The sequence below is a fragment of the Vibrio sp. 1CM7H genome (genome assembly GCF_023161645.1).
Taxonomy (GTDB): domain Bacteria; phylum Pseudomonadota; class Gammaproteobacteria; order Enterobacterales; family Vibrionaceae; genus Vibrio; species Vibrio diabolicus.
Genome location: NZ_JALNTV010000003.1, coordinates 82,359 through 106,748 on the forward strand (window position 1 = coordinate 82,359; position 24,390 = coordinate 106,748).

A 24,390-nucleotide genomic window follows, 5' to 3' on the forward strand; every position below is an offset into this window, starting at 1 on the left:
TTAGCTCAGCTGGATAGAGTACCTGGCTACGAACCAGGCGGTCGGAGGTTCGAATCCTCCAGGACGCGCCACTTATTAAAGGGTAATGCCCTGATATTGATGAAAGTCGATATCGAAAACTTGCGCGTCCTTAGCTCAGCTGGATAGAGTACCTGGCTACGAACCAGGCGGTCGGAGGTTCGAATCCTCCAGGACGCGCCACTTATTAAAGGGTAATGCCCTGATATTGATGAAAGTCGATATCGAAAACTTGCGCGTCCTTAGCTCAGCTGGATAGAGTACCTGGCTACGAACCAGGCGGTCGGAGGTTCGAATCCTCCAGGACGCGCCACTTAAAAAAAAGCCTCGCAATTGCGAGGCTTTTTTGTATCTGGACATCAGGAACTATAGCCTAGAGTTGTTAGAGGCGAGGTCCTTCTTTTCCAAAAGCGAATATGTGCTTATCTAAGCAATTTGGAATAAAGTTTCTGCTGTAGTTTGTGAATCCATCCTTACTATCTCTCCTGTATATTGATTTCCGTTTCTTTCACTTTGACTGTTTACATGTAACTTCTTTGTTTTTTATTTGTTTACTAATTGTTATAAAATGGCATCCTTTTGTTTTTATTAGTTTTTATGTGTAAATCTCGATTTGGTTTTGAAATCCAAATCGCAGTTTTTATTTATGTCCTCCTTTACTCTGTTCGTAAGGAGATAGCAGATTCGCAGTAATTATTTTGTCATGAACTGTGATCTGGGTAGTGAATAAATAATCATTTATCAGGATTATTACAAACCTCCCTTAAACAAAATTGACAAAATTTAACCAATCGAGATAATCCATTGGTCGGGATTTGACGCTATTAAAGTCCTGCACGTTGTCAGGATGACAAAGAAAGGAAGCAACATGACTAATATAGGAAGCCTGCTAGTAGATGCGGCCACCCTGATGCTAACGGGGATGGCGGTCGTATTTATTTTCCTCACTATTCTTGTTTATCTCGTTCGGCTAATGTCGAAATTGGTACCAGAAGAAGTACCAGAGCCGATCGCAGCACCAAAAACAAATACTAATATTCAATCAACCTCTTCAGCTGTTAGTCCACAAGTAGTGGCGGCGATCTCGGCTGCGATTCATAAACATCGCGCCTCATTCGCGAAGTAGCCGAACCAGGATTAAAAAGGAGTTTAAGAGCATGTCTAAACCACTAGCTATTACAGATGTGGTCCTTCGTGATGCCCATCAATCACTATTTGCTACGCGTATGCGTATTGAGGATATGCTGCCTATCGCAGCTGAGTTGGATAAGATTGGTTACTGGTCTCTAGAGACTTGGGGTGGCGCAACGTTTGATTCTTGTATTCGATTCTTAGGGGAAGATCCTTGGGAGCGTTTACGTGAGCTGAAAAAAGCGATGCCCAATACGCCAATGCAAATGCTACTGCGTGGTCAAAACCTTTTAGGATACCGCCATTATGCCGACGACGTAGTAGAGAAGTTCGTTGAACGCGCACATGCTAACGGTATGGACGTATTCCGTATCTTTGATGCAATGAATGACGTGCGAAACTTCCAGAAGGCTGTTAAAGCAACGGTCGATGTTGGCGCACATGCTCAAGGTACGCTGTCTTACACAACAAGCCCTGTGCATAACGCAGACACTTGGGTTGACTTGGCAAAACGCCTAGAGGATTTAGGTTGTCATTCACTGTGTATTAAAGATATGTCTGGCTTACTCAAGCCTTATGAAGCGGAAGAGCTTATCACGCGTATCAAAGCGTCTTGTGATGTGCCATTAGCACTTCATTGTCACGCGACGACAGGCTTGTCTACTGCGACAGCGGTAAAAGCAGTTGAAGCTGGTATTGATATTCTCGATACAGCGATTTCTTCAATGAGTTGTACCTATGGTCACACACCGACGGAAACGGTAGTCGCGATGCTAGAAGGAACCGAGCGAGATACGAATTTGAAGCTCGAGCAACTAGAACCTATCGCCGCGTATTTCCGTGAAGTACGTAAGAAGTACGCAAAGTGGGAAGGTCAGTTGAAAGGTGTAGACTCTCGCATCCTGATTGCTCAAGTGCCTGGCGGCATGCTGACTAACATGGAAGGCCAGTTGAAAGAACAGGGCGCGGCGGATCGCATTGATGAAGTCTTAGAAGAGATCCCTCGTGTTCGCGAAGATCTTGGTTTCATTCCATTGGTGACTCCAACTTCGCAGATCGTCGGAACGCAAGCGGTGATTAACGTTCTTACTGGCGAACGCTATAAGAGCATTACTAAGGAAACCGCTGGTCTATTGAAAGGCGAATACGGTCAAGCGCCAGCCGAGTTAAATGCAGAGCTGCAAGCTAAAGTACTTGATGGCAAAGAGCCTATTACGTGTCGTCCTGCCGATTTGCTTGAGCCTGAAATGGAGACGCTTACTGTTGATCTAATGGAGAAAGCGAAATCAGAAGGTATTAAGCTAGCAAGTGAACGTGTTGATGATGTACTTACTTATGCGCTTTTCCCTCAAGTTGGTCTTAAGTTCCTTAAGAATCGTGAAAACCCAGAAGCATTTGAACCTGCACCAACGCTAGAAGCCGCGAAGCCTGCCGTACCTGCGGCGCAACCAGCAACTGGTGGAGTAGAAACTTATAGCGTACGTGTTGACGGACAGGTGTATGAGGTGGAAGTTGGTCCTCAAGGCGAGCTAACCTCTGTCGCTCCTTCTGCGGCGCCTGCAAAATCGACGGCACCTAGCGCACCTTCTAGCGCTTCTGCTGAAGCGGTGCCTGCTCCTCTTGCCGGTAACATCTTTAAAGTGAATGTTCAGCCTGGTGCTGAAGTGGCTGAAGGCGATGTACTACTGATTCTTGAAGCAATGAAGATGGAAACAGAAGTGCGTGCGGCGCGTGGTGGTGTGGTTCAAGAGTTGAACGTTAAAGAAGGCGATGCTGTCACAGTAGGTGCGCCTCTGTTGAGCCTGGCGTAAGGGAGTATCATGGACGGATTGTTAACCCTTTGGGCAGAAACAGGGATCGCTAACTTCGAGTTCGGCCAAATCTGTATGATGCTGGTTGGTTGTACCTTGCTGTTTTTGGCAATCAAAAAAGGCTTTGAACCTTTACTGTTATTGCCGATTGGTTTTGGTGCTATCTTGGCGAATATTCCAAATGCTGGCTTTACTGAGCCTGGCGGCTTGCTCTACTACGTTTACTACATTGGGATTGAATCGGGTGTGTTCCCGTTGTTGATCTTCATGGGGGTGGGGGCGATGACCGACTTTGGTGCTTTGATCGCAAACCCAAAAACGTTGTGGCTAGGTGCGGCAGCTCAGTTTGGTATTTTTGCGACGCTGTTTGGCGCTATTTTGCTCAACTATGTACCTGGCATGGAGTTCTCCATGGCGGATGCATCGTCTATCGCTATCATCGGTGGTGCGGATGGCCCAACGGCGATTTTCTTAGCAAGTAAGTTATCACCAGATTTGCTTGGTGCGATTGCTGTAGCCGCGTACAGCTACATGGCTTTAGTGCCAATCATTCAGCCGCCAATCATGAAGGCGCTAACCACTAAGGAAGAACGTGAGATTCAAATGGCGCAACTGCGTCACGTGGGTAAATGGGAAAAGGTATTGTTCCCGATGGCAGTATTACTCATGACGATTCTTTTCCTACCTTCAGCAACGCCTCTTGTCGGTATGTTCTGTCTTGGTAACTTAATGCGTGAAGCGGGTGTGGTCGATCGTCTATCGAAAACCGCACAAAATGAGCTGATCAACATCGTGACGATCTTCTTGGGCTTAGGGGTTGGCTCGAAGCTGCAAGCGGATCAATTCCTGAACTTAGAAACATTAGGCATTCTAGGGCTTGGTGCGGTTGCGTTCAGTATTGGTACGGGGGCCGGTGTGCTAATGGCTAAGTTGCTGAACAAGTTCTCAAAAGAAGACATCAACCCACTTATTGGTGCGGCTGGCGTTTCTGCGGTACCAATGGCCGCGCGTGTGGTGAACAAAGTCGGCTTACAAGCTAACCCGCAAAACTTCTTGTTGATGCATGCGATGGGACCAAACGTTGCAGGTGTATTGGGCTCAGCAGTGGCCGCTGGTATCTTGCTAGCACTTGTCGGCTAGTCATTACCGAAAATGGAATGATCAACCAATTTACAAAATCACGATTAACTTCGGTTAACAAAATGGTTTATAGTCAAAGGGATGCTTTCGCATCCCTTTTTGTTTTCTTGCAGGGAATGGTTTATGGAACACAAACAGATCGTTATCACTGAATTTGGTGATGCCAACGTACTCGCGATTCAACATGCTTCTACACCATCACCACAGCCTGGTGAAGTCTTAGTAAAAGTCGCTTTTTCAGGCGTAAATCCTATTGATGTTAAAACTCGAGCCGGACTCGGTTGGGCAGCTGCGCAGAACAAGGATAATTTACCTTGGGTACCAGGTTACGACATCTCAGGAAAAGTCGTGTCTTGTGGAGAGGGGGCGTCGCGTTTTAATGATGGTGATGAGGTGGCTGGATTTATCGGTTTCCCAGTCCGAGGCGGTGGGTACAGTCAGTACGTATGTGTTCCAGAAGCTGAGTTAAGTCATGTTCCCAGTTCAGTTACTTTAGAGGCTGCCGCAGCATTACCGTTGGCTGGCCAAACTGCGGCACAAGCACTCAGCAAAGCCAATGTGACAGAAAACGATCGCGTACTTATCCTCGCAGGAGCCGGTGGCGTTGGACACCTAGCGGTACAAATCGCGGTCGCGACTAAAGCGGAAGTCTTTACAACCTGCAGTGAACGAAATTTAGACTACCTGGCTACCCTTGGCGCTCACGCAGTGAACTATCAATTTGCACCAGTGTCAGAACGTGTTGAAGACGTTGATGTTTTGATTGATTTAGTAGGTGGAGATGCCGCGTTAGATGCGCTTAAATGCCTGAAAGACGGTGCGAGAGTCATAACCGTTCCAACCATCACAGCTGAGCTGATTTGTGAAAAAGCCAAACTCCTAGGCTTTGAGGCTAACGGCATGTTGGTTGAGCCAGATCCAGCGCAATTAGATACCTTGTTGTACATGGTTGGCGTTGGTTTACTGAAGACTGAAATTCAACAGGTTTATCCGATGAGTGATGTGATTGCTGCTCACCAGCAAGTTGAATCAGGAAGAACCAGAGGCAAGGTGTTGCTTGATATGACATGCTAGAAGCATTTAATACGAGCTTTGAAAGTTTAGCGCTTTGGTTTTCAGATTCAGCATTATGGGTGCTTTTCATGACCGGTTTTCTCAGTGCCACTTTGTTACCTGGTGGCTCTGAGGCGGGCTTAGTTGCCACTCTCTCATTAAATCAATATTCCGTTTCGTCAATTATTATGGTCGCCACTATCGGCAATACGCTTGGTGGCTTAACAAATTATTGGCTTGGCTTGTGGATTCCCAACAAAGCGCAAGAAGAAAAGCACGGTCATACCGCATTAAAGTGGCTGTCAAAGTATGGCTATTGGGGATTATTTTTTAGCTGGTTACCCGTGATTGGAGACCCGCTGTGTTTAGCCGCAGGGTGGCTGAGAATGAAGTTTCTGCCTTGCGTGATTTTAATATTTTTAGGAAAGGCTGCTAGGTATAGCTTACTTGCGGCCATCTATCTCGGATTATTTTAAGGAAAGTACATGAAGATGTTTTGGGTTAGCGCGTGTTCACTTTTGGTGATCACGGGCTGTGTATCAAATACGCCAGTTTCATCACTGCCGGAAGGGGTAACTTTCGTTGAGTCATCGAAAGCGGAAGAAGGCAAAGTTAAGATTCCATACCAAAAGTATAAACTCGATAATGGCTTAACGGTGATCTTAGCTCCTGAAGATTCCGACCCATTGGTCCATGTGGATGTGACTTACCATGTTGGTTCGGCTCGTGAAGAAGTGGGTAAGTCTGGTTTTGCGCATTTCTTTGAGCACATGATGTTCCAAGGTTCAGAGAACGTTGGTGACCAAGAGCACTTCAGAATCATCACAGAGGCTGGAGGTACGTTAAATGGTACGACAAACCGCGATCGTACTAACTACTTTGAAACTGTCCCGGCTAACCAGCTAGAGAAAATGCTGTGGTTAGAGTCTGACCGTATGGGCTTTTTGCTGGATGCGGTTTCTCAACGCAAATTTGAAATTCAGCGTTCAACTGTAAAAAATGAGCGAGCTCAGCGTTACGATAATAGACCTTATGGCTTAATTTGGGAGCGCATGTCTGAAGCGCTATATCCTGAAGGTCATCCGTATTCGTGGCAAACCATTGGTTATGTTGAAGATCTTGACCGTGTTGATGTGAACGATCTCAAAGCGTTTTTCTTGCGTTGGTATGGCCCAAACAATGCGACTATCACGATCGGTGGTGACTTAGACGTTGAACAAACTCTTGAGTGGGTAAATAAGTACTTCGGTTCGATTCCTCGTGGGCCAGAGGTTGAAAATGCGCCGAAACAACCTGCAAAACTGCAAGAAGACAAATACATCACGCTAGAAGATCGCATTCAACAACCGATGGTGATGATCGCGTGGCCAACAACTTACAACGGCGAAGAAAGCCAAGCGTCTCTTGATACGCTATCTGAAGTGCTAGGTGGTGGTACAAACAGCGTGCTCTACCAAGACTTAGTCAAGACTCAAAAAGCCGTCGATGCGGGCTCATTCCATGACTGTGCAGAACTGGCGTGTAACTTTTACGTTTATGCAATGGGTGACTCTGGGGACAAAGGCGACCTATCAAAACTGTACGACGAGCTTTTACAGTCACTTAATCAGTTTGCTGAAAAAGGCGTAACAGAAGATCGCCTTGAACAATTGAAGGGTAAGGCGGAAGCGGATGCTATCTTTGCATTAGAAAGCGTTAAAGGCAAAGTAACGCAGTTGGCATCCAACGAGACATTCTTCGGCGATCCAGACCGTCTTGAGCAACAACTTGAGCAGATCCGCGCAGTGACACCTGCATCGGTAGAAAAAGCGTATACGGATTTTATCCAAGGTAAGAACAAAGTGACCCTAAGCGTGGTACCAAAAGGAAAAACTGACCTTGTCGTAAAACCAGCGACCTTTGTGACGCCAAAACGTACGCTACCAGAATACGAGAAGATCACTGATGATCAATTGGCGTATCGTCGTGCGACCGATAACTTCGATCGCTCTGTGCAACCGCCTGTAGGGGAGCCAGTGAAAGCGACGATGCCTGAGTTGTACGAGCTTCATTTTAATAATGGCTCGGAGTTGCTTGGCGCGGTTAGCGATGAAACACCAACGGTCATGATGCAGTTTAGTTTACCTGCGGGAACACGTTTTGTTGAAAAGGGCAAAGAAGGTCTTGCCCAATTGACCGCCGCGATGTTGCAAGAAGGCACAACGAAACGTAGTGTCGAAGAGATTCAAGCTGAGCTCGATAAACTAGGTAGTGTCATCTCCGTGAATGCAACAGGCTACACAACAAACATCAGCGTTTCTGCTTTAGAAAAGAACTTAGAGCCGACGTTGAAAATTGTCGAAGAGATGTTGCTGTCTCCTGCATTCAAGCAAGCAGACTTTGAGCGTGTGAAGATGCAAGCGCTAGAAGGTCTTGTGTATGAGCATCAAAACCCAAGTTGGATGGCATCACAAGCGACTCGCCAGGTGCTCTATGGGGACTCTGTTTTTGCTCGACCAAAAGACGGCACGCAAGCAGGTGTCAGTGCACTAACGTTGGATGATGTCCGTGAATTCTACTCGAAGCATTACACGCCACAAAGTGCACAAATCGTCGTTGTTGGTGACATTGATCAACAGGAAATTGAACAGCAACTGACGTTCTGGAAAAACTGGCAGGATGAAGCTGCACCATTGTATGCACCGCAAAGCATCGCTGCATTAGGTGAGCAAAAGATCCATCTTGTTGATAAACCAGGTGCACCACAAAGTGTGGTCATGATGGTTCGTCAGGGTATGCCTTACGATGCAACGGGCGATTTTTACCTAAGCCAACTGGCAAACTTCAACTTAGCTGGAAACTTCAATAGCCGCATTAACCAAAACCTACGTGAAGACAAGGGTTACACATACGGCGCTTACGGCTACTTCTCTGGAAATCCAGAAACTGGCTCGGTTGTTTTCACCGCGCAAGTACGAGCGGATGCAACGGTTGCTTCTATCATTGAGATGGAAAATGAGCTAAATGAATACTCGCAGTCAGGAATTACTGATGAAGAGATGAAATTTATGCGTCAAGCGGTCGGTCAAAAAGATGCACTGAAATATGAAACGCCAACACAAAAAGCGGAACTCATCAGTGATATTCTTAAGTACAACCTCGATCAAGATTACTTGCAGCAAAGAAACGCTATCGTAGAAAAAGTCGATAAGCAGACTTTGAATGCACTGGCTCAAAAGTGGTTTGATCCAAATGACTATCAAATTATCGTCGTTGGTGATGCTAAATCACTGCGTCCTCAATTAGAAAAGTTGGGGAAAGACGTAGAAGAGCTTGAAATCATTCGATAGAGTACACATTTAATAGCGGAGAAACGTTTCTCCGCTATTCATCTAGATAAGCGACTTTTCGTGGGTTATTTATCTAGATGCATTAAATATCAATAACTTAGCTTACACTTGTCCTTTGTGATAAGTGTCCTGCTCCCAATATAAGCGAACCTCATTTTGACTGATTTTGCTGCGCGACTAAAAAAAGTTGCATCAAACCCCGAAGTATTTAAGCAGTTTGGACGCGGTGTTGAGCGAGAAACTTTGCGCTATCGTCAGGATGGACATCTAGCAACAACACCTCATCCAGAGGGGTTAGGCTCAGCGTTCACAAACCAATGGATCACTACTGATTTTTCTGAATCATTGTTAGAGTTCATTACTCCTGTGTCACATGAAATTCCAGAACTGATGGCACAACTGAAAGATATCCATCACTTCACGCAGACAAAAATGGGTGAAGAAAAGATGTGGCCTCTTTCTATGCCATGTTATGTTGGCTCGGAAGAGGATATTCAGCTTGCTCAGTACGGCTCTTCGAATGCAGCAAAAATGAAAACCCTGTACCGAGAAGGCCTAAAACGCCGCTATGGCAGCCTGATGCAAATCATTTCAGGTGTGCATTTTAACTTCTCGTTCCCTGAGACATTTTGGGATGCGCTATACGGCGAGCAAGATGAACAAGCCCGCCAAGATGCTAAGTCTGATGCCTACTTTGCGCTGATCCGTAACTATTACCGTTTTGGTTGGATGATTCCGTATTTCTTCGGTGCATCGCCAGCGTTATGCGGCTCTTTTATTCAAGGTCGTGAAACCGATCTGCCATTCGAGAAAATTGGCGGCACTTTGTATTTGCCGAAATCGACGTCTTTGCGTTTGAGCGATCTGGGCTACACCAATAGTGCGCAAAGTGTACTGAAAATTGGCTTTAACAGCATTGATCAGTATCTGGATGGTTTGAGCGATGCGATTCGTCACCCATCAGAAGAGTTTGCGAAAATAGGCGTCAAAGTGGACGGTGAATACCGCCAGCTTAATTCCAATATTTTACAAATTGAGAACGAGCTATACGCTCCAATTCGCCCGAAACGCGTGTCGAAAAGTGGTGAGAAGCCTTCAGATGCGTTACGACGCGGTGGGGTTGAGTACATTGAAGTTCGCTCTCTAGACGTTAACCCATTCAGCGCAGTGGGGTTGGATGAAGAGCAAGTACGATTCCTTGATCTCTTCCTGACTTGGGCGGCCTTGTCAGACTCGGATCCAATGGACAACTGCGAATTAGAGTGTTGGCGCGACAACTGGAACAAAGTCATTGTTTCTGGTCGTGAAAAAGGGCTAATGCTTCAAATTGGTTGCCAAGGTGAACGTCTATCTCTGCAAGATTGGGCGCATCGAGTGTTTGTCGAGCTGCGTCAGATAGCACAGCAAATGGATATGGCTGCTGGTGGCAGTGCATACCAAGATGTGTGTAATAAACTCGGGACATGGATTGATAACCCAGAACTAACGATTTCAGGTCAACTTTTAGAGCTGACGAAAGAGCTTGGTGGGTTAGGTAAAGTCGGCTGTGCGCTTGGCATGAAGTACCGCGAGGAAAATCTAGCTCACGGTTATCAGTACTACTCACAAGATACGATGGAAACGGAAGTGGCGTCGTCAGTAGAAAAGCAAAAGCAAGCGGAACAAAGTGACACGCTATCTTTTGATGATTTTTTGGAAGATTACTTTGCTTATCTGAAGCAGTAGTGAATAGGTAAAGGTTGGGTGGGATTGAACATTAAACCGTTAGTAGTATCGGTACTCGGAAGCATGTTACTTGCAGGTTGTGCCACTGCACCGCCAAAGCAGCAGAATAATTTATGTGAGATATTTCGAGAGAAATCCGGCTGGTATGATGATGCCAAAGATATGGAAGAAAAGTGGGGAACTCCCATTCATGTCGCTATGGCTATTATTAAACAAGAAAGCAGCTTTCGGCACGATGCGAAACCACCCAAAGACTATTTATTGGGATTTATCCCTTGGGGACGAGTCAGCAGTGCGTATGGTTACGCTCAAGCTCAAGATCCTGCTTGGGAAGATTTCCAAGATGCGACGGGTCAGGGCGGTTCTCGTACCAACTTTGATGATTCAATGATGTTTGTCGGTTGGTATACTCACGAAACGAGGCGCCAACTAGGGATTTCGTTATGGGACCCATACAGTCAATATCTGGCTTATCATGAAGGTCGAGGTGGGTACAAGCGAGGTACTTATAAGCGAAAGCCTAGTTTGATCAAAGTCGCTCGACGTGTTGAACAAACTGCAAAAACTTATGGCTGGCAGCTGAAGCAATGTCGTCAGGAATTGGAAGACAACAGCAGCTGGTTCTTTTAACCCACAGCCTGTTTATGTGCTGAAGGGATGAATGACATTTATCCAGTACCGAGAGGTATTGGAGTTACAATCAGGAGAGATGTAATGCCTTTACTCGATAGTTTTACCGTGGACCACACTCGCATGAATGCACCGGCAGTGCGAGTGGCGAAGACCATGCAGACCCCAAAAGGGGACACGATTACTGTCTTCGATTTACGCTTTACCGCGCCAAACAAAGACATCCTTTCTGAAAAAGGTATTCATACACTAGAGCACCTTTATGCAGGCTTTATGCGCAATCACCTAAACAGCGATTCTGTTGAGATCATCGATATTTCGCCTATGGGTTGCCGCACGGGCTTTTACATGAGCCTGATTGGCACTCCATCAGAGCAGCAAGTAGCGGATGCTTGGATTGCGGCCATGGAAGACGTACTAAAGGTAGAAAGCCAGAACAAGATCCCTGAACTCAACGAATACCAATGTGGCACGGCAGCGATGCACTCTTTAGAAGAAGCACAACAGATCGCAAAGAGCATTTTGGATGCTGGTGTATCGGTGAACAAAAATGATGAACTTGCTTTGCCTGAATCGATGCTAAAAGAGCTGCGCATCGACTAGTTGCTAAAAACTTATCAAGAAGCATATTTATCCAGAACTAAAAAGAGCCTGACATGATCAGGCTCTTTTCTTTTTATTTCTTATCGTGAGTTTTTCTCATCGTGATTTGTAGATAGGGGCTATTTTTTCTTTTTAGGATAAACACGAACGAGCTTGATGCGGTTTTCTTCAATCTCAACAAGCTCCATTGGATGACCAGCCACTCTCACGCTTAAATGGCTCTCTGGAATATCTTCCAGGTGCTCCAAAATAAGACCGTTTAACGTTCTTGGGCCATCCGTTGGTAAATCCCATTTCAGGCCTTTGTTGATATCTCGGATATTGGTGCTGCCTTCAATGAGGAAGCTTCCATCACCTTGAGGACTGATTTCATCAGAAAGGCTTGGAGAAATCGAGGTCGTGAATTCGCCAATGATCTCTTCCAGAATATCTTCCAATGTCACCAAGCCAATAATGTCGCCATATTCATCAACAATTAGACCAATGCGCTGTTTATTCCGTTGAAACTTTAACATTTGCACGTTCAGTGGCGTACCTTCCGGGATGTAATAGACTTCATCCGCGGCACGTAATAGCGTCTCTTTATTGAACTCGTTTTTTTCCAGCATCAGGCGGTAAGCTTCACGCAGGCGCAGCATGCCAACCACTTCATCAATTTGGTCACGATAAAAAACAATGCGTCCATGTGGTGAGTGGGTAAGCTGACGAACGATGGATTTCCAGTCATCATTAATATCGATACCGGTAATCTCATTGCGTGGCACCATGATGTCGTTCACAGTGACGTGCTCAAGATCCAAAATAGACACCAACATGTCTTGGTGTCGGCGAGGGATCAAGCCGCCAGCTTCGTTTACTACGGTACGCAGCTCATCGGAACTAAGATGGTCTTCTACTGAGTGATCGGCTTTTACGCCAAGTAAACGAATAAAGCCATTCGTAATAAAGTTAACGAGCATCACCAAAGGCGATAGTAACTTCATCAATATGGTCAGTAGGATACTGCTCGCGTAAGACACGCGTTCAGGGTACAGCGCTGCAATTGTTTTTGGGGTAACTTCAGCAAAAACCAATACAACCATAGTCAGTGCACCGGTTGCGATAGCGACACCTAAATCACCATACAAACGCATACCAATAATGGTCGCGATGGCGGACGCGAGAATATTAACGAGGTTGTTGCCGATAAGAATAAGACCAATCAAACGATCTGGACGGTCTAATAGCCTTTCGACTCGCTTAGCGCCTTTATGCCCATTTTTGGCTAAGTGCTTTAAGCGATAACGGTTCAGAGACATCATCCCTGTTTCTGAGCCGGAAAAGTAACCTGATATGACGATAAGACACGCGAGTAGCGCAAACAAGATACCCGTAGAGATGTCGTCCAAAACGTTGCTGTTCCTTGTAAGTATTGGGTTATATAACGGTTGAGTAAGTCCGTTAAGTCAAAGGGTTAAGGCGTACTGTATTTTATCTAGCCTAAAATATAAAGGATAGGAGCCCTAGAGCTCCTTAATTCAAGATGATTTCTTTCACAAAGCGACTGCCAAAATACGCCAGAGTTAACAGCGTTGCCCCTGCGACAGCGAACCAAGTAACTTTTCTACCACGCCAACCTTTTTGATAATGACCCCAAAGCAGTATTGAGTACACAATCCAAGCGATGAAAGAAAGAATGCCTTTATGCGCTTTACCTTGAGCAAACATATCCTGCACAAAGACAAAGCCAGTAATGAGCGTGCCAGTTAACAATAAGTTACCGATCAAAATGATTTTGAATAGCTGACGCTCTACCATTAATAAAGGCGGCAGGTTTGGGTTAATCGCCAAAGATTTTTTTGTTTTCAGTTTGTGATCCAACCAAGCCAGCTGAAGTGCGTAGAGTGCACCGATAGTTAAAGTTGCGTATGAGAACAGCGCAAAAGAAATGTGAATGAGTAGCTTAGGGTCATTCTCTAGGTGCTTGATAAACGTGCTTGGCAAAAATGTGGCAGCAGATAAATTGATGGCAGCAAAGCTATAAACGACAGGCAATAAAAACCACAATCGATTTTTCAACATAGCAAGGCTCATGACCAGAGAAATAATAAAACTGATCAAAGAGGCTACGTTGAGAATACTAAGGTTTTGACCTGAACCATCAAAAATCAGATCACTCAAAATCCACGCATGAAAAACAAGCGCACAGGCAGCACTAGCAAACACTGTTTTTGCTTTGATTCCTGACTGCTGTGAGAGTCCGGGTATGATGGTCGCAATCGCCAAAACATAAAGTATGGCGGCCGCGATGGCTATTAAGCTATCCATGAATCCTAAATATTATTGTGCACAATGAGGAAATTATACCTTGCATTACACTTTGGGGCTACGTTATATCCGACATCAATCGTGAGAGATGAGATATTGAAATTAATAAGTTACCGCACCATATAGAAATAGAGACAAGAATAGAGCAGCGGTACGGGTATGACTCAGACCTTGGCTAATGTATACTCACACTAATTAATCGCCATTTTAGCGAAGAGACAAAGATGTTTGAGAATTTAACGGATCGATTATCCAAAACGCTGAAAAATATCAGTGGCAAAGGTCGTCTGACCGAAGACAACATTAAAGAGACCCTACGTGAAGTACGAATGGCCTTACTTGAAGCTGACGTTGCGCTTCCGGTTGTTCGTGAATTTGTTAACCGCGTTAAAGAAAAAGCGGTAGGTGTAGAAGTTTCTAAATCTCTGACTCCAGGTCAGGAATTTATCAAGATCGTTCAAACAGAACTTGAAGCCGTAATGGGTGAGTCGAATGAGGCGCTAAACCTTGCCGCTCAACCACCTGCTGTGCTTCTTATGGCGGGTCTACAAGGTGCGGGTAAAACCACATCGGTAGGTAAGCTATCTAAGCTTTTAAAAGAACGTGACAAGAAGAAAGTTTTGGTTGTGTCTGCCGACGTTTACCGCCCTGCGGCAATCAAGCAGCTTGAAACGCTGGCATCAGACATCGGTGTTGACTTCTTCCCTTCATCACCAGATCAGAAGCCTATTGATATCGCCAATGCAGCGATTGACCATGCGAAGAAAAAATTCTACGACGTATTGATTGTCGATACCGCAGGTCGCTTGGCGATTGATGAAGAGATGATGGGGGAGATCAAAGATCTTCACGCAGCTATCAACCCAGTAGAAACGCTATTTGTTGTTGACGCTATGACGGGTCAAGATGCAGCAAATACAGCAAAAGCCTTTGGCGATGCGCTACCTCTTACTGGTGTGGTTCTAACTAAAGTTGATGGTGATGCTCGTGGTGGTGCGGCACTGTCAGTACGCCATGTAACGGGCAAACCAATCAAATTCTTGGGTGTCGGTGAAAAAACTGACGCGCTAGAACCGTTCCATCCAGATCGTGTTGCTTCACGTATTCTTGGTATGGGTGACGTTCTGTCTTTAATTGAAGACCTACAACGCAACGTTGACCAAGAAAAAGCAGAAAAGCTGGCGAAGAAGTTCAAAGAGAAGAAAGGTTTCGACCTTGAAGATTTCCGTGAACAGCTAGGCCAGATGCAAAACATGGGCGGCATGATGGGCATGATGGATAAGCTTCCTGGCATGTCTCAGCTACCAGACAATGTGAAAGACAAAGTCGATGACAAGATGTTCAAACAGATGGAAGCGATCATCAGCTCCATGACAATGAAAGAACGTCAACGCCCAGAGATTATCAAAGGCTCGCGCAAGAAGCGTATTGCGGCTGGTTCTGGTGTGCAGGTTCAAGACGTAAACCGCTTACTAAAACAGTTCACCCAAATGCAGAAGATGATGAAAAAGATGCAAAAAGGTGGCATGAAAGGCATGATGCGCAACATGCAAGGCATGATGGGCGGCATGGGTGGAGGCGGTGGCTTCAACCCATTTGGTCGTTAATTAATCGATCGCGTATAGATTCAGGGTGTTAGGTACGTCACAAACTTTAAATTCAATTTATGTTGGTGAAAAAGTAACTAAACTCCTTGCATTGCTCCGGGAGAAGAGTAAAATTCCGGAGCTTTATTTTGGCACGAGACCCCAAACTGTTTAATTTCTTGAATGGTTTTTGGGGTTAATTTTATTTTTGAGAAAGCAAAGAGGACGACATGGTAACCATTCGTTTGGCACGTCACGGCGCTAAAAAGCGTCCATTTTATCAAATCGTAGTAGCGGACAGCCGCAACGCTGCAACTGGCCGTTTCATCGAGAAAGTTGGTTTCTTCAACCCAACTGCTAAAGGTCAAGAAGAAGGTCTACGTCTAGACCTAGACCGCGTTAACCACTGGGTTGGTCAAGGCGCGTCTGTATCTGACCGCGTTGCTAAGCTAGTTAAAGACGCTCAAAAAGCGGCTTAATTTTTACTTGAAAAGTAGAAACTAGTTTATGTCGATGAAAGGTAAAGAAACAATGAGCAACGAAAAGATTGTTGTAGGCAAGTTTGGTGCTACTTACGGCATTCGAGGTTGGCTTAAGGTTTTTTCCTACACAGACAATGCTGAAAGCATTTTCGATTACAGCCCTTGGTACATTAACCAAAAGGGTAAGTGGGTTGAGTACAAAGTAGAAAGCTGGAAGCGTCATAACAAAGGTATGGTGGCTAAGCTGGAAGGCATGGATGTTCGTGAAGACGCGCATCTAATGACGAACTTTGAAATTGCTATTGACCCTGCGGTACTTCCTGAATTGTCAGAAGATGAGTTCTACTGGCGCGAATTGTTTGGGATGCAAGTTGTAACCACTAAAGGTTACGATCTAGGTGTCGTTACTGACATGCTAGAAACTGGCTCAAACGATGTTCTGGTTGTTAAAGCAAATCTTAAAGATGCTTTCGGGCAGAAGGAACGATTAATCCCGTTCCTTGAAGAGCAAGTGATCATTAATGTTGATCGCGAAGCTCAACGGATCGAAGTTGACTGGGATCCTGGATTCTAATCTCCAAAATTACAGAGCGAGATAAACATGTGGGTTGGCGTTATTAGCCTTTTTCCTGAAATGTTCCGTTCTGTTACTGATTTTGGAGTAACAGGTCAAGCGGTTAAAAAAGGTCTTTTGTCGATTGAGACTTGGAATCCTAGAGATTTTACTCACGACAAACATCGCACTGTCGATGACCGACCTTACGGTGGTGGCCCTGGTATGTTAATGATGGTTCAGCCTTTGCGCGATGCCATTCATAACGCGAAAGCAGCCTCACCGGGCAAGACGAAAGTCATCTACCTTTCTCCTCAAGGTCGCAAGCTCGACCAGAAAGGAGTGGAAGAACTGGCAACGAATGAGAACTTACTTCTGATTTGTGGTCGTTATGAAGGGGTAGATGAGCGCATCATTCAATCTGAAGTCGACGAAGAATGGTCGATTGGTGATTTTGTGATGACGGGTGGTGAGATACCAGCCATGACGTTAATCGACTCTGTCTCTCGGTTTGTTCCGGGTGTACTAGGGGATTTCGCGTCAGCAGAAGAAGATTCTTTTGCAAATGGCTTGTTAGATTGCCCTCACTATACGCGTCCAGAAGTATTGGATGACAAAGAGGTACCAGCGGTACTGATGTCAGGCAATCACAAGGACATTCGTCAATGGCGACTAAAACAGTCGCTGGGCCGAACTTGGCTTAGAAGACCAGAGCTCCTGGAAAACCTAGCTCTGACTGACGAACAGGAACAATTACTTGCTGAGTTCATTAGTGAACATAACGCAAAGTAACCTAATTTATTTAGTATCAGTTTATTCTAGGAATTTAAAAAATGAGTAACATCATCAAAGCTCTTGAAGAAGAGCAAATGAAATCAGACCTACCTAAATTTGCACCAGGTGACACTGTTGTAGTTCAAGTTAAGGTAAAAGAAGGTGACCGTGAGCGTCTACAGGCTTTCGAAGGCGTTGTAATCGCAATCCGTAACCGTGGTCTACACTCTGCTTTCACTGTACGTAAAATCTCTAACGGTGAAGGTGTTGAGCGTACGTTCCAAACACACTCTCCAATCGTTGATAGCATCGAAGTTAAACGCCGTGGTGCAGTACGTCGTGCCAAGTTGTACTACCTACGTGAGCGTTCTGGTAAGTCTGCTCGTATCAAAGAGAAACTTGCTAAGAAGTAATGCTATAACTAGCGTTCTCATCTTAAACGGAGTCCTTTTAGGGCTCCGTTTTTTTATTTGTGTAATTAGCTTGCTCGTTTCTTTTCACCCGACCTGTACTGTCGATGCTCATGCACTGGCATACTCTCCACGCTTCCGCCTTGCTCGAATAAAAATAGCTTTGCTAGATCACAAAATAGTCAGAGTAGAAAAGGGATGAATGAATACCGATTACAGACCGCAATGGTTAAAATTCATCATTCTGGATAGCGACGAAGTAGCGGGATTCAGAATCTACTAGTCGAGAGCACTAGTGTTTAAGTCGTCAACTTCAGAAGTGTCCTTACAGTGAGTAGATTCCTGATGTCGCTATGGCTCCTCGGAATGACGAGAAATGACGGTCAAAGATTGTAGGGCGCCGCGATTAAAATTCGTCATTCTGAACAGCGACGAAGGAGCGTGATTCAGAATCTACTAGTCGAAAATGCAAGTGTTTAAGTTGTTAGCTTCATCCTTGCTGTGAGTAGATTCCTGATGTCGCTATGGCTCCTCGGAATGACGGCAAATGATGACCAAAGATTACAGGGCTCTGCGGTTAAAATTCGTCACTCTGGACAGCGACGAAAGAGCGTGATTTAGACTCCCCAAGAAGGAGCTTAGGATATTCCTTTACCCTAGTGCCTTAATTAATACTGGTCTTCAGACCAGCCATCACTGTCGGACATATCGGGGGCGCCTGGGATGGTGTTTTCTTCATCTGCCCACTCACCAAAATCAATCATTTGGCATTGTTTACTGCAGAAAGGGCGATGAGGACTTTGTTCTCCCCATTCTACGTCGGCGCCACATTGTGGGCATTGAACGATGGTAATTTTAGACATAGTTGAGCGTCCCATTACTAATTGGTGTTAAAGGGTAGTATACCTAAATGAATTCAAGATGGCTTATTCAACGCGCTATTGCTGCTACGAATTTTTATCCAATATACGAACAATAAAGCGTTGAATTTTAGATTGTGGGGGTGAGGCTTAGTGTCGCCTTAGCTGCACACAGCAAGTTCAAACTCAATATCTTGTGTGCACGCTTGACCGTTTTCAAACGACATAAACTTGATCGCAAAGCGGTTTTTATGGCCAGAAATCATAGGATAAACGCCATATTCCATTGGGATGTGAAGTCTTAGAATATTAGCTTCATCAGCGTCACTTTGGAAGAAACCCGCACGACCGATTTGAGCTTTAAAATGTCCGGTCTCTCTAGTGAGCTTTAACCATAATGAAAGCGCATCAGACAAGGGCCTTAAGCTTGCTTGCCACTGCTGCGCATCATGCTTTTTGCGTTCAATGGGTAGGTGAAGCCAGTAATGTAACGCTGGCAAATCAAAACAGCATGAACCACCCGGTAGATTAAAGCGTTGGCGGATAGAGCTTAAGAAGCGATCTTCTTTTAGTGCTTGACCAAAACGCTCTGCACCCATCAGTTGGCTATGAACGACATCTATCTCTTGTAGTAGGGTATTTAATGCGTCTTGATCGACGCCATCAACATTTAGCCAATGGCGGTACGACAATCGTTGTTTCTCTAAATCTTTGGCCAGTTCACTTTTCAGCTGGATCTGTTCGAAGATTTCAACCATATCGAATAACGCACGGAAAAACAGTTGGTACTGGTGATTTTCGCTAAACCCAGAGGCCAAGTGAGCCTGACGCAGCAGAGACTCCACTCTTAGATAAATACGAGTTTTCTCATTTAACGGATGTTCAAATTTGTGCGTGGTCATCGACATAAGCCTTTGTGAGTTTCGTTCCTATTTTCGCAGATTTTTCTTACACATGGCTAGGTACTTTTCGTGCAAATCTGTGATTTGAAGCAAAAGATCTGGGTCACTTGGATTATTCTTAACCACATCGTCTGCAAGCGCGAGTCTTTGCTCTCTTGATGCTTGAGAGGCAAGGATAGCGCGAGCTTGTTCTTCACTCACATTGTCTCGTTTCATCGTGCGAGATATCTGTGTATTCGGTTCTACATCGACGACAAGAACTCGATCACACAAACTGTCTAGCTTGTTTTCTACGAGCAACGGCACCACAAGTAACGCATACTCTGAGGTGACTTGCTGCAAATCTTCGATCATCTTTTCACGAATTATCGGGTGCAACAGTGCGTTGAGCCATGCTTTTTCATCTGAGTTTGAAAAGATTTTCTCTCTCAGCTTTGCGCGATCTAAAGTTTGGTCTTCACGAACGATATCGTGACCAAAATGTTCAATAATCGCGTTTAGGCCGGGAGTACCTGGCTCGACAACTTCTCTTGCTACAATGTCGGCATCGACGATATCGATTTTAAATTGTTGTTTGAACAGATTCGCGACGGTTGTTTTTCCACTAGCGATACCACCTGTTAAACCAATAACCAAAGCCATTTACACTCCTAGAACTGAAGTAAAGTACCAGTTTAAAATCTGGTCGCCCCAAATTAAGCTTATCCAACCAGCAATTGCTAAGTAAGGACCGAAAGGAAAAGCTTTTTCAATTCCCTGTTTTTGCAAGCGTAGTTGAATGATGCCAAATACGATGCCAACCACAGAAGAAAGTAGAATGATCATCGGCAGTGACTGCCAGCCCAGCCAAGCCCCTAGTGCTGCTAGTAGTTTAAAATCACCATATCCCATTCCTTCTTTACCGGTAAGTAACTTAAAGCCCCAGTAAACGGACCAGAGACATAGGTAACCAGCAATAGCACCAATGACAGAATCTTGTAGAGTAACAGGACTTATTTCGACTAATGCTAAGGCAATGCCAGCCCAAGTTAATGGTAATGTTAATTGGTCAGGTAACAACATAGTATCGAGATCGATAAATGTTGCGGCGATTAAGATAAAAGTGAAAAAGAGTAGGGCAACGGTAAAGTAACTAAAACCAAAGTGGTAAGCGACAAAGCCTGAGCAGAACGCAGTGAGCAGTTCAATCAGTGGATAGCGTGCGCTAATGGCTGTCTGACAGTTGTGGCATTTGCCTTTTAAAAGCAGCCAGCTAATCACAGGGATGTTGTCTCGAATACGTATCGGCGTTGCGCACTTCTGACAGGAGGAGCGTGGGACGCTCAAGGTCAGCACCTCTTTAGGAGGTTCTATTTTGTATTCAGGAAATGACTCGGCGCATTCGCGTCGCCATTCTAATTCCATGATTTTAGGTAGTCGATAAATAACCACATTGAGGAAGCTACCCACGATCAGACCGAAGATGGTGGCAAACACAACGAATAGCCAAGGGTAGTACTGGAATACTTCCATATTTGTCTCTTGAGCGATGAGTGAAATCAGCAAGGTGCTGTTTTAAAGGAGTTAACAGGTCATTCTAGCCCAATACACTCATTAAGTTAAAGATTGGCAAGTACATTGCTGTCACTAATCCGCCAACAACGATGCCTAAAAAAACGATAATTAGCGGCTCTAGGATTTTACTAAGGTTGTCGACGGTGTTGTCGACTTCAAACTCGTAGATCGTTGCAACTTTATTGAGCATATCGTCAAGTCGACCAGACTCTTCACCGATCATAACCATTTGTAACACCAATTCAGGGAACACATTACAATTACGCATGGCAACATACATTGGCATACCTGCGGCGGTATCACGGTAAACTTCTTCTATGGCGAGTTGGTAGTGTAAGTTTCCTGAGGTTTTTGATGTGGTTTTTAAACTGGTTAGAATTGGAATGCCCGCTGTAAAGCTCGTGGCGAGTGTTCGACTAAATTTGGCGATAGCGGCTTTTGATAATACGGGCCCGAGGACAGGAAATTTAAGCACAGAGCGATTGAGCATTAAGCGAAAAGAATCTGAACGCTTAGAGAGGATTCTCGCCGAGATGAATAGACTGATAGAGCCTAGTGCTATAAAGGGGCTCCAGTTTTGTGTCCAGGCGGAAAGATCTAACACTTGCCTGGTAAACCAAGGTAAGTCAGCACCAAAACCAACAAACATTTTTTCGAACTCGGGAATGACTTTGGTGAGCATGATAAACGACACGCCTAACGCTACTAGCACTACCATGGCTGGGTAAATCAGTGCTTTTATCACTTTCGCACGAAGCTGCTCATTTTTTTCTCGGTAGGTGGCTAAGCGCTCGAACACTTCCGCTAAGTTACCGGATTGCTCACCTGTTGCGATAAGGTCGGTATAGAGTGGGTCAAAGTGTTCACTTGCAGTGCGCATGGCTTTTGACATGGGTGTACCTGCCTCAACGGCGCGTGTCACGCTCATCAAAATGGATTTCATCTCTGCTTTTTTATGGTTTTCTGAGACCAATTTTAAAGCCTGAACTAAGGGGACACCAGTTATCAACATCGTCGAAATCTGACGGGTGAACACCGTGATGTCTCTGCCTTTCACGCGATGGCTGAGTTTAGTGAGAAACGAGATATTGCTTTTCTTTAACTTCTTGATCTTGATGTGCTGTGCGTCTAGACGCTCGCGTACTTCAATTTCTGTCATCGCGAGGGTTTGTCCAGACGTCTTTTTGCCTGAACTGTTGATGCCTTTCCAGCGGAAGTTTTTAAGTTGTGGTGTAGTGCTTTTCATAGAGGTGACTGCTGATTAAAGGATTAAAAATAAAGTACGCGCTGTAGTTCACTAAAACTTGTGATCCCTTGTTTGAGTTTTTCTATGCCCGACATTTGTAACGTGCTCATACCATTTGCGATGGCGAGTTTTTCTAGCTCATGTACCGAGGCACCTTTAATAAGCGCTTCGGAAAGAAATTCATCAAAGCGCATCACTTCATAAATCCCCGTTCGGCCGGAATAACCATGGGTACACTCATCGCATCCATCGGGATTGGCTTTAAAAATGTTGTCGCTTGCTTGAATTCCAAGATGTTGTAGCTGAACGGTAAGCTCTTGTGATTGTTTACAGTGCGAGCACAGTTTACGGGCCAAGCGCTGGGCAATAATCAAACTAAGAGAGGAGGCCAAGTTAAAGCTTTCTACGCCCATGTTTGATAAACGAATCACCGTTTCAGCCGCAGAATTGGTATGCAAGGTTGAAAGTACTAAGTGACCGGTTTGCGATGCTTTTATAGCGATTTCCGCAGTGTCTAAGTCACGAATCTCACCGACCATGACCACATCGGGGTCTTGACGAAGAAAAGAGCGTAACGCCTCTGCGAAGCCAAAGCCGATCTTGGGCTGTACTTGTACTTGGTTAATGCCCGATAAGTTAATCTCTACCGGGTCTTCTGCCGTGGAAATGTTGATCTCTGGTTTATTGAGAATACTCAGCCCAGTGTACAGAGAAACGGTTTTACCGCTCCCGGTTGGGCCTGTCATCAGAATCATGCCTTGTGGGCGACGCAGCGCATCCAAGTACAATTGTTTTTGTTGTTCGCTATAACCAAGCTTGTCGATATCCAGTGACGCAGAGCTGCTGTCGAGCAGTCGTAGTACAATTTTCTCTCCGAATAGAGTAGGTAGCGTGGATACACGCATATCAATTGCGGTGTCTTGATTCAACTTGAGCTTAATACGCCCATCTTGTGGTAAACGTCGCTCTGCAATATCAAGTTTAGAGAGAATTTTGATACGAGCGGATAAGCGGCGACTTAAGTGGCTTGGTGGCTGCTGTGTTTCAATTAAGATGCCATCACAGCGTAGGCGAACGCGGTACATCTTTTCATAAGGCTCAAAGTGGATATCGGATGCGCCTTTGCGCACAGCGTCCAACAGAATTTGGTTTATGTAACGGCTAACAGGAGATTCGTCTTGGCTCAAGTCTTCAATGTTGTCGATTTCATCTGCGCCCACATCAACCAGGTTGGCTAATTCTTCTTGGTTGATCTCTTTTAATCCGGACTTCTCATGACTCAATGAACGACCATATAAGCGTCGAATTACCGCGCTGAGTTGACGAAAATCCGCCAACACCAATTCAATCTGTAAACCAGTGGCAAAGCGGAAATCATCTTCAGCTTGTTGATTAGTGGGGTCGGCAACCGCTAATAATAACGTTGAAGGCGTGCGGTTGAGTGGGAGTGCGTTATGTCGAGTGATTAATTCACGTAGACCGAGTTGTTGGCAAAGCGAAGCGTACTCATACTGAGATAACTCGGGCTGACTTAAGCCAAAAATAGAACTTAAGTGCTCGGCCAGTTTGCTTGACGTGAAGAATCCAGAACTGAGTAAAGCTTCTGGCATCGAAATGCCAGAAGCTTTGATTTGCTCAAATAACGATTCTTCTTGGGAAAAAGTCAGTAACCCTTTTTGGCGAAGAATTGTTGAGAGATTGGTTTGCATTAGTTACCTGAACAGTCGATGCTACGTCCAGTGGCACTACAACCTGTACCAGTTAGAGCCCATTGAACAACGCCGTTACCAATCTTAGGGGTCAATGTTAAAGTCAGGTTAGTACCTTTATCATCAACACCGGTAGTGGTCATGGTGATAATGCCATTGGCAACCGCTAACTCGTCCACATAAGCAATAGTCGCACCAGCGTCCTTCGCTGCAATTGCTGCTGGGATATCATTTGCGCCGGCGTTGCAACCGTTCAGCTGGCCAAGATCCTGAGCACACATGGCAATGGCTGTTTTAAAGCCACTGATCCCCGCTGCAGCTCCCGCAACACGGGTTCGCTGTGTGTAGTCTGAGTAGGCTGGCACGGCAAATGCGGCCAAAATCCCAATAATCGCCACCACAATCATTAATTCAATCAGAGTAAAACCCTGTTGTTTTTTCTGTTTACTGTTTTTCATTTTTAACCCTTTCCTAAAAATTAATAATGCTCTTGCATTAGCGAAAGATTATGGAGAGTTAAAGAGGGTTGAAAATGGGGAAGAGGTTGCCTCTCGAGTGAGCTAAAAC

Annotated in this window: 23 protein-coding genes and 2 tRNA genes; 16 read left to right on the forward strand and 9 right to left on the reverse strand. The window is 45.1% G+C overall.

Going from position 1 to position 24,390, the window contains the following annotated elements:
* The first annotated feature begins 124 nt into the window (after window positions 1-124).
* The 11 genes from MSG33_RS12530 to luxS all read left to right on the forward strand — a co-directional run bounded on the left by MSG33_RS12530 (window position 125) and on the right by luxS (window position 11,440).
* Window positions 125-201 (forward strand) — tRNA-Arg (locus MSG33_RS12530).
* Window positions 202-254: 53 nt separating this feature from the next.
* Window positions 255-331 (forward strand) — tRNA-Arg (locus tag MSG33_RS12535).
* A gap of 555 nt (window positions 332-886) precedes the next feature.
* The gene (locus tag MSG33_RS12540) at window positions 887-1,144 is read left to right on the forward strand and encodes an oxaloacetate decarboxylase subunit gamma (protein ID WP_005379932.1); all 258 of its coding nucleotides are present in this window, start codon (window positions 887-889) and stop codon (window positions 1,142-1,144) included.
* A gap of 31 nt (window positions 1,145-1,175) precedes the next feature.
* On the forward strand, window positions 1,176-2,960 hold the full coding sequence (gene oadA / locus MSG33_RS12545) for a sodium-extruding oxaloacetate decarboxylase subunit alpha (RefSeq protein ID WP_248381228.1): 1,785 nt from the start codon (window positions 1,176-1,178) through the stop codon (window positions 2,958-2,960).
* 9 nt (window positions 2,961-2,969) lie between these two features.
* Entirely contained in the window at window positions 2,970-4,100 is a 1,131-nt protein-coding gene (locus MSG33_RS12550) for a sodium ion-translocating decarboxylase subunit beta (protein ID WP_005396706.1), read from the forward strand.
* Window positions 4,101-4,223: 123 nt separating this feature from the next.
* Window positions 4,224-5,174, forward strand: coding sequence for an NADP-dependent oxidoreductase (locus tag MSG33_RS12555; RefSeq protein ID WP_005396705.1), 951 nt, complete (start codon window positions 4,224-4,226; stop codon window positions 5,172-5,174).
* Entirely contained in the window at window positions 5,168-5,629 is a 462-nt protein-coding gene (locus MSG33_RS12560; protein WP_005396704.1) for a YqaA family protein, read from the forward strand. The genes MSG33_RS12555 and MSG33_RS12560 overlap by 7 nt, the downstream gene beginning before the upstream one ends.
* A gap of 9 nt (window positions 5,630-5,638) precedes the next feature.
* A complete protein-coding gene (locus MSG33_RS12565; RefSeq protein WP_104974814.1) occupies window positions 5,639-8,482 on the forward strand; it encodes a pitrilysin family protein in 2,844 nt (947 codons plus the stop codon).
* A gap of 156 nt (window positions 8,483-8,638) precedes the next feature.
* Complete coding sequence (gshA, locus tag MSG33_RS12570; RefSeq protein ID WP_085342644.1) at window positions 8,639-10,207, forward strand: glutamate--cysteine ligase; 1,569 nt, start codon at window positions 8,639-8,641, stop codon at window positions 10,205-10,207.
* A 24-nt stretch (window positions 10,208-10,231) separates the two neighbouring features.
* Window positions 10,232-10,837: a hypothetical protein gene (locus MSG33_RS12575; RefSeq protein ID WP_170903315.1), complete on the forward strand. Its 606-nt coding sequence runs from the start codon at window positions 10,232-10,234 to the stop codon at window positions 10,835-10,837.
* An 84-nt stretch (window positions 10,838-10,921) separates the two neighbouring features.
* A complete protein-coding gene (gene luxS, locus MSG33_RS12580) occupies window positions 10,922-11,440 on the forward strand; it encodes an S-ribosylhomocysteine lyase (RefSeq protein ID WP_005396698.1) in 519 nt (172 codons plus the stop codon).
* 119 nt (window positions 11,441-11,559) lie between these two features.
* Here luxS and MSG33_RS12585 read toward each other — a convergent pair whose 3' ends face one another.
* Together MSG33_RS12585 and MSG33_RS12590 are read right to left on the reverse strand one after the other, a co-directional pair.
* Entirely contained in the window at window positions 11,560-12,828 is a 1,269-nt protein-coding gene (locus MSG33_RS12585; RefSeq protein ID WP_005396696.1) for a CNNM domain-containing protein, read from the reverse strand.
* A gap of 124 nt (window positions 12,829-12,952) precedes the next feature.
* A complete protein-coding gene (locus MSG33_RS12590) occupies window positions 12,953-13,747 on the reverse strand; it encodes an inner membrane protein YpjD (RefSeq protein WP_005396694.1) in 795 nt (264 codons plus the stop codon).
* Window positions 13,748-13,971: 224 nt separating this feature from the next.
* Between MSG33_RS12590 and ffh the strand changes: the two genes are divergently transcribed.
* From ffh to rplS, 5 genes are all read left to right on the forward strand, one after another.
* Window positions 13,972-15,354 carry a signal recognition particle protein gene (ffh, locus tag MSG33_RS12595; RefSeq protein WP_005385423.1) on the forward strand — a complete coding sequence of 461 codons (1,383 nt, stop codon included), beginning with the start codon at window positions 13,972-13,974 and terminating at the stop codon, window positions 15,352-15,354.
* Between the two features lie 209 nt (window positions 15,355-15,563).
* Window positions 15,564-15,812, forward strand: a complete 249-nt coding sequence (gene rpsP, locus MSG33_RS12600; RefSeq protein ID WP_005379962.1) for a 30S ribosomal protein S16 — start codon at window positions 15,564-15,566, stop codon at window positions 15,810-15,812.
* A gap of 28 nt (window positions 15,813-15,840) precedes the next feature.
* Window positions 15,841-16,389, forward strand: a complete 549-nt coding sequence (rimM, locus tag MSG33_RS12605; protein WP_005379964.1) for a ribosome maturation factor RimM — start codon at window positions 15,841-15,843, stop codon at window positions 16,387-16,389.
* Between the two features lie 27 nt (window positions 16,390-16,416).
* Window positions 16,417-17,160 carry a tRNA (guanosine(37)-N1)-methyltransferase TrmD gene (gene trmD / locus MSG33_RS12610; RefSeq protein ID WP_248381229.1) on the forward strand — a complete coding sequence of 248 codons (744 nt, stop codon included), beginning with the start codon at window positions 16,417-16,419 and terminating at the stop codon, window positions 17,158-17,160.
* A gap of 41 nt (window positions 17,161-17,201) precedes the next feature.
* Window positions 17,202-17,555, forward strand: a complete 354-nt coding sequence (rplS, locus tag MSG33_RS12615; protein WP_005379971.1) for a 50S ribosomal protein L19 — start codon at window positions 17,202-17,204, stop codon at window positions 17,553-17,555.
* Between the two features lie 665 nt (window positions 17,556-18,220).
* Here rplS and yacG read toward each other — a convergent pair.
* The 7 genes from yacG to MSG33_RS12650 all read right to left on the reverse strand — a co-directional run bounded on the left by yacG (window position 18,221) and on the right by MSG33_RS12650 (window position 24,281).
* The gene (gene yacG / locus MSG33_RS12620; protein WP_005396692.1) at window positions 18,221-18,415 is read right to left on the reverse strand and encodes a DNA gyrase inhibitor YacG; all 195 of its coding nucleotides are present in this window, start codon (window positions 18,413-18,415) and stop codon (window positions 18,221-18,223) included.
* A gap of 158 nt (window positions 18,416-18,573) precedes the next feature.
* Window positions 18,574-19,314, reverse strand: coding sequence for a cell division protein ZapD (zapD, locus tag MSG33_RS12625; protein WP_005396691.1), 741 nt, complete (start codon window positions 19,312-19,314; stop codon window positions 18,574-18,576).
* Between the two features lie 27 nt (window positions 19,315-19,341).
* Window positions 19,342-19,956 carry a dephospho-CoA kinase gene (coaE, locus tag MSG33_RS12630; RefSeq protein ID WP_047008979.1) on the reverse strand — a complete coding sequence of 205 codons (615 nt, stop codon included), beginning with the start codon at window positions 19,954-19,956 and terminating at the stop codon, window positions 19,342-19,344.
* Complete coding sequence (locus tag MSG33_RS12635; RefSeq protein ID WP_012841418.1) at window positions 19,957-20,826, reverse strand: A24 family peptidase; 870 nt, start codon at window positions 20,824-20,826, stop codon at window positions 19,957-19,959.
* 64 nt (window positions 20,827-20,890) lie between these two features.
* Complete coding sequence (locus tag MSG33_RS12640; RefSeq protein ID WP_248381230.1) at window positions 20,891-22,114, reverse strand: type II secretion system F family protein; 1,224 nt, start codon at window positions 22,112-22,114, stop codon at window positions 20,891-20,893.
* Window positions 22,115-22,137: 23 nt separating this feature from the next.
* Entirely contained in the window at window positions 22,138-23,823 is a 1,686-nt protein-coding gene (gene pilB, locus MSG33_RS12645) for a type IV-A pilus assembly ATPase PilB (RefSeq protein WP_248381231.1), read from the reverse strand.
* Window positions 23,823-24,281 carry a prepilin-type N-terminal cleavage/methylation domain-containing protein gene (locus tag MSG33_RS12650; RefSeq protein ID WP_248381232.1) on the reverse strand — a complete coding sequence of 153 codons (459 nt, stop codon included), beginning with the start codon at window positions 24,279-24,281 and terminating at the stop codon, window positions 23,823-23,825. Before MSG33_RS12650 ends, pilB begins: the two co-directional genes overlap by 1 nt.
* Window positions 24,282-24,390 lie beyond the last annotated feature (109 nt).

Excerpts from the sequence above, each read along its gene's own strand:
- MSG33_RS12540 (WP_005379932.1), top strand. The coding sequence starts at position 887 with ATGACTAATATAGGAAGCCTGCTAGTAGATGCGGCCACCCTGATGCTA.
- oadA (WP_248381228.1), top strand. The coding sequence starts at position 1,176 with ATGTCTAAACCACTAGCTATTACAGATGTGGTCCTTCGTGATGCCCAT.
- MSG33_RS12550 (WP_005396706.1), top strand. The coding sequence starts at position 2,970 with ATGGACGGATTGTTAACCCTTTGGGCAGAAACAGGGATCGCTAACTTC.
- MSG33_RS12555 (WP_005396705.1), top strand. The coding sequence starts at position 4,224 with ATGGAACACAAACAGATCGTTATCACTGAATTTGGTGATGCCAACGTA.
- MSG33_RS12560 (WP_005396704.1), top strand. The coding sequence starts at position 5,168 with ATGCTAGAAGCATTTAATACGAGCTTTGAAAGTTTAGCGCTTTGGTTT.
- MSG33_RS12565 (WP_104974814.1), top strand. The coding sequence starts at position 5,639 with ATGAAGATGTTTTGGGTTAGCGCGTGTTCACTTTTGGTGATCACGGGC.
- luxS (WP_005396698.1), top strand. The coding sequence starts at position 10,922 with ATGCCTTTACTCGATAGTTTTACCGTGGACCACACTCGCATGAATGCA.
- MSG33_RS12590 (WP_005396694.1), bottom strand. The coding sequence starts at position 13,747 with ATGGATAGCTTAATAGCCATCGCGGCCGCCATACTTTATGTTTTGGCG.
- ffh (WP_005385423.1), top strand. The coding sequence starts at position 13,972 with ATGTTTGAGAATTTAACGGATCGATTATCCAAAACGCTGAAAAATATC.
- rpsP (WP_005379962.1), top strand. The coding sequence starts at position 15,564 with ATGGTAACCATTCGTTTGGCACGTCACGGCGCTAAAAAGCGTCCATTT.
- rimM (WP_005379964.1), top strand. The coding sequence starts at position 15,841 with ATGTCGATGAAAGGTAAAGAAACAATGAGCAACGAAAAGATTGTTGTA.
- trmD (WP_248381229.1), top strand. The coding sequence starts at position 16,417 with ATGTGGGTTGGCGTTATTAGCCTTTTTCCTGAAATGTTCCGTTCTGTT.
- rplS (WP_005379971.1), top strand. The coding sequence starts at position 17,202 with ATGAGTAACATCATCAAAGCTCTTGAAGAAGAGCAAATGAAATCAGAC.
- yacG (WP_005396692.1), bottom strand. The coding sequence starts at position 18,415 with ATGTCTAAAATTACCATCGTTCAATGCCCACAATGTGGCGCCGACGTA.
- zapD (WP_005396691.1), bottom strand. The coding sequence starts at position 19,314 with ATGACCACGCACAAATTTGAACATCCGTTAAATGAGAAAACTCGTATT.
- coaE (WP_047008979.1), bottom strand. The coding sequence starts at position 19,956 with ATGGCTTTGGTTATTGGTTTAACAGGTGGTATCGCTAGTGGAAAAACA.
- MSG33_RS12635 (WP_012841418.1), bottom strand. The coding sequence starts at position 20,826 with ATGGAAGTATTCCAGTACTACCCTTGGCTATTCGTTGTGTTTGCCACC.
- MSG33_RS12640 (WP_248381230.1), bottom strand. The coding sequence starts at position 22,114 with ATGAAAAGCACTACACCACAACTTAAAAACTTCCGCTGGAAAGGCATC.
- pilB (WP_248381231.1), bottom strand. The coding sequence starts at position 23,823 with ATGCAAACCAATCTCTCAACAATTCTTCGCCAAAAAGGGTTACTGACT.
- MSG33_RS12650 (WP_248381232.1), bottom strand. The coding sequence starts at position 24,281 with ATGAAAAACAGTAAACAGAAAAAACAACAGGGTTTTACTCTGATTGAA.